4 protein-coding genes are annotated in these 4515 nt (G+C 31.6%); all 4 read right to left on the bottom strand.

Annotation, left to right across the window (positions count from 1 at the left end; all coding sequences use genetic code 11):
• Positions 1 to 253 precede the first annotated feature (253 nt).
• Positions 254 to 388, bottom strand: a complete 135-nt coding sequence (locus tag ACMUOV_RS07710) for a hypothetical protein (protein WP_413854554.1) — start codon at positions 386 to 388, stop codon at positions 254 to 256.
• A gap of 148 nt (positions 389 to 536) precedes the next feature.
• The gene (locus tag ACMUOV_RS07705; RefSeq protein ID WP_413854553.1) at positions 537 to 1823 is read right to left on the bottom strand and encodes an O-acetylhomoserine aminocarboxypropyltransferase/cysteine synthase family protein; all 1287 of its coding nucleotides are present in this window, start codon (positions 1821 to 1823) and stop codon (positions 537 to 539) included.
• 362 nt (positions 1824 to 2185) lie between these two features.
• The gene (locus ACMUOV_RS07700) at positions 2186 to 3103 is read right to left on the bottom strand and encodes a DUF374 domain-containing protein (protein WP_413854552.1); all 918 of its coding nucleotides are present in this window, start codon (positions 3101 to 3103) and stop codon (positions 2186 to 2188) included.
• Positions 3104 to 3121: 18 nt separating this feature from the next.
• Positions 3122 to 4515, bottom strand: a 1394-nt coding sequence (locus ACMUOV_RS07695; protein ID WP_413854551.1) for an OB-fold nucleic acid binding domain-containing protein, incomplete at its 5' end; no start/stop codon positions are given.

Below are 4515 nucleotides of genomic sequence, written 5' to 3'. Positions count from 1 at the left end.
TCTCTGCTTTTTCTATGTGTGTGAACTCCAATAAAGGTGTTTTTCCTATTAATTCATCTGCTGATTTATATATTTTTGACATTTTTATTCTCCTTTAAAAATACTTCGTATTTTAGTTTATTAGTTTATTAGTTTATGAGGTTATTAGTTTATAGGTTATTTTTTTAGTTGTTTGTCGTTGTCAACTTATAACCTTATAACCCTATCACCTTATAACCTGTCGTTATTACTTCTATCCTTCCATACCTTAAACTTACTTCTGCGGGCATTCTGATGTTGAACAAGTTTCATCAGTACCGCAACCATCATTACCACAACCGCAACATCGTGCATAACTTAATGTTACAACGGTTATTAAAATTAAAATACTCAACAATACTTTCTTCATATATATCTCTGTTATTTTAACATATTAAAACAAAAATTTGTTAAACAAATTTTATTGTTTATAGTTTATGGATTATAGGATTATTAGTTATTTTTTAATTGCCTTTTCAACCTATAACCTCATAACCCTATAATCTTATAACCTGTAGTTATTTTACTGCTTCAAAACCTTGTTTTAAATCTTCAATAATATCATCTATATGTTCCGTACCTATAGACAACCTAACCGTTGTAGGTGTTATTCCGCTACTTAACAACTCTTGTTCGGAAAGTTGAGAATGAGTTGTTGATGCGGGATGTATTACTAAACTTTTAACATCTGCAACATTTGCAAGAAGTGAGAAAAGTTTTAAACTCTCCGTAAATTTCTTTGCGGTTTCTGCAGTACCTTTAATTTCAAATGTAAATATTGAAGCTGCACCTTTCGGGAAATATTTGTTATATAATTCTTTTTGTTTTCCCGTTGCTAAAGACGGATGATTAACTTTTGCTACTTGCGGATGATTCTTTAAAAAATCCACCACTTTAAGTGCATTTGAAACATGTCTTTCTACTCTTAAAGAAAGTGTTTCAAGCCCTTGCAGCAACAAGAAAGAGTTAAACGGAGAAATTGTAGCCCCCTGATCTCTTAACAATGTTGTTCTTATTTTTATTATATATGCCAAATTACCTACTGCTTTTGTAAACACTACACCGTGATAAGACGGGTTGGGTTTTGAAAGTCCCGGGAATTTATCGTTTTGTGCCCAATCAAACTTTCCGGCATCAACAATAACTCCGCCCATTACCGAACCGTGCCCGCCTATAAATTTTGTTGCTGAATGAACTACAATATCCACGCCGTGTTCAATAGGCCTTAATAAATAAGGTGTGGCAAATGTACTGTCTACTATAAAAGGTATTCCGTGTTTATGTGCAATTTTTGATATTGTTTCCAAATCTACAACATCGGAATTAGGATTTCCTAAAGTTTCTGCATAAAGAAGTTTTGTATTTTCTTTTATTGCTTTTTCAAAATTTTCCGGATTTGAAGGGTCAACAAATGTTGTTGATATTCCCTGTTCCTTTAAAGTGTTTGCAAATAAATTATATGTTCCGCCGTAAAGGTTTGTGGAAGATACTATATGGTCGCCTGCCGTTGCAATATTTTGGATTGCATAAGTAATTGCAGATGCTCCCGATGCGGTTGCAAGTGCTGCAGCTCCGCCTTCAAGTGCCGCAATTCTTTTTTCAAGGACATCGGAAGTCGGGTTCATTAACCTTGTATAAATGTTACCGCCTTCGGTTAAACCGAACCTGCCTGCTGCAGTGGCTGAATCTTTAAACACATAAGATGTTGTTGCATAAATAGGAACTGCTCTTGCATCCGTTGCCGAATCCGGCGTTTCCTGCCCTACGTGAACCTGCAATGTTTCAAATTTATATTTATTAGACATTTTTATTTCTCCTTAAAAATTATCTTTGATAATTTTCAGCTGACAGCTGATAGTTTGTTGTGTTATTACGGACTAACTTTTTATAAATTGTGAACTAAGCCCGTAATGACAATCTTTTATTTTTTTAAAATTTTCAACTGCTAATTACTAATTTTCAATTGAAGTTGCACATTCGCATATTTTCTATATAACACAAATTTTTTTGTTCATAATAACATCGTCTTGATAAAAACATTTTTTACTCCCGCATACTGCATACTTTATCCATAATTGTTTTACCTACTTAATAGGTAGGTAAATATATTATAAAAAAATATTTTATATGTCAAGCAGAAAATTTAACGACGACAAATATTAACAATTTATGATAATTTAAAACGCGGTTTTATTAATAAGTTGACAAAAAAAGCAGTTCCAAAGGCAAGGTCAAATTGTTCTTTTTTTAGTGAAAAAGTTATTTTATCAACAATATTAACATTTTTTAAAACAGACATATTTTTTATATTCTCTTTTTTTATAACAAAGGTAATATCCGCCGAAGGATATTTTTGTTTAAATTCATTTATTTTATTAACCGAATTTTCAAAATTATTATTAAATTTAACAATAATTTTAGGTTTAGGATGATGTTGTAAATATTCGTTAACATCTTTTGACCAATAATATGTATTTGTGAAATCTTTTAATTTATTCAACTCTTTTTCAACCAATAATGATTTTTCTTCTATATTGTCCTGTTTGGTTATATAAATGGGATTCCCGTAAACTATAACCGTTTTTGAAAAAGGAAGAGAAATTTTAAATTTATCCCAAGATTTATTAAATATTAAGGAGTGTTTTGAAAATGCCGATATCGGAATTAAGCGTATACCTAATTTTTGCGATACAAGCAAAAGCCCGGGCTTAACTTTATATACAGGACCTTTCGGCCCGTCAACGGTAAAAGCAACATAATGACCTTTTCTTGCGTATCTTATCGTTTCTATTAAAGCCCTTTCTGCCCCTTTTGAAGATGAACCTCTGACGGCAATAAAACCGAAATATTTTAAAAACCATGCCAATATTTCCCCGTCTTTTGACATACTGCACATGCTTACTATGTTTAGGCCGGAATTAAGGCATAAAGGTAAAATTTGTTCCCCGTGCCATAAAGCATAAACGCTTTGTTCGGCAAGTTTTGGAACAAGTTCTATCGATTTTAAACGTAACGTTTTTATTGTAAAAGAAAAATACCAGTATGCAATTTTTGCCAATAATTTTCTTGAATTAAATTTAACCATTTTAATCGTCTTATTTTATTACTTATATTTTAAATTTATTGAATCTTTACCGACAAGTTTTTCAAGTTCTTTAAGACATTCGTCACTATATTTTACACAATAATCCGTTTCTATTAAATAGTTATTATTTTTAAAATTTTCTATATCCAAATACACTTTTGATTTACCCGGATATTTTTTTAAAACTTCTATAATTTTATCTGATAAATTATCGTCCAAAGCCGTTTCGGAAATTTTTATATGGAGTGTTCCCATATTCGGTGTAAATTTTTGCTTGGCTTCATCAAGCGAACAAATTTCACTTATAACAAGCTGACATTTACCTTTTTTGCTTATTAACTTACCTTTTGCAACAACAATATTTTTTTCGACCAAATAATCTTTAAATTCTTTATAAGTTTTAGGAAATATTACACAGTCAATGTTATCATATAAATCGGACAGTATAAAACTTGCAAATTGTTTTTTATCAACTTTTGATACCAAATTTTTTATACTTGTTATCATACCGGCAAGGCGAATTATTTTTGCGGTTTTTAAATCCGTATTTTCACTCGGAACAGGAATTTTATCGAACCTGTTTGCAGAAAAAGCAATTAAATCTCTTTTATATTTCTCCAACGGATGTCCGGATAAATAAAAATCCAAAACTTCTTTTTCGTATTCAAGTGCTACCGTTTCATCCAACGGCGGTACTTTTTTATCCATAACATTAACGGCTGTCGTAGCTATTTCATCACTGCCGAACAAAAAGCCCTGACTGTCATTTTGTTCTTTTTTTGTCTTTACGGCACGTTGCATTGAATCTTCAATATTGTCAAGTATTTTTGCCCTGACTTCCAACTTATTTTTACCGAAACAATCAAACACACCTGCTTTACAAAGACATTCTATTGCTCTTTTGTTCACTGCGGATAAATCTATCTTTGACAAAAAATCTTCAAAATTTTCAAATTTACCGAATTTCTTTCTTGCTTCAACTATATTTTCGGCAGCACCTTCACCGACATTTTTTATTGCGGTAAGCCCGAACCTTATATTTTTACCTTCAACGGAAAATTCGCTTTGCGAATACCTTATATCCGGAGGCAAAGTTTTTATACCGAACTGTTTGACATCATCAATATATTCAATTATTTTACTGTCTGCTGATTTTCCTATTTCATTATTCATACAAGCCGTCATATACTCAAGTGTATAATGGGCTTTCAAATATGCGGTTCTGTATGTAACATAAGCATAAGCCGCAGAATGAGATTTATTAAAACCGTAACCTGCAAAAGTTACCATGTTATCGTAAATTTTGTTTGTTATGGAAGGATCTATTCCTTTGGCTTTACCGCCGTCAACAAATTTTACCCTCGCCGCTTCCATTTTATCTATAAGTTTTTTACCCATAGCTTTTCTTAAAC

The organism is Candidatus Ruminimicrobium bovinum (assembly GCF_902760015.1).
Lineage (GTDB): Bacteria > Elusimicrobiota > Endomicrobiia > Endomicrobiales > Endomicrobiaceae > Ruminimicrobium > Ruminimicrobium bovinum.
Note: the sequence above shows the minus strand (reverse complement) of the source record. Positions and strands in the feature narration are given on the sequence as shown.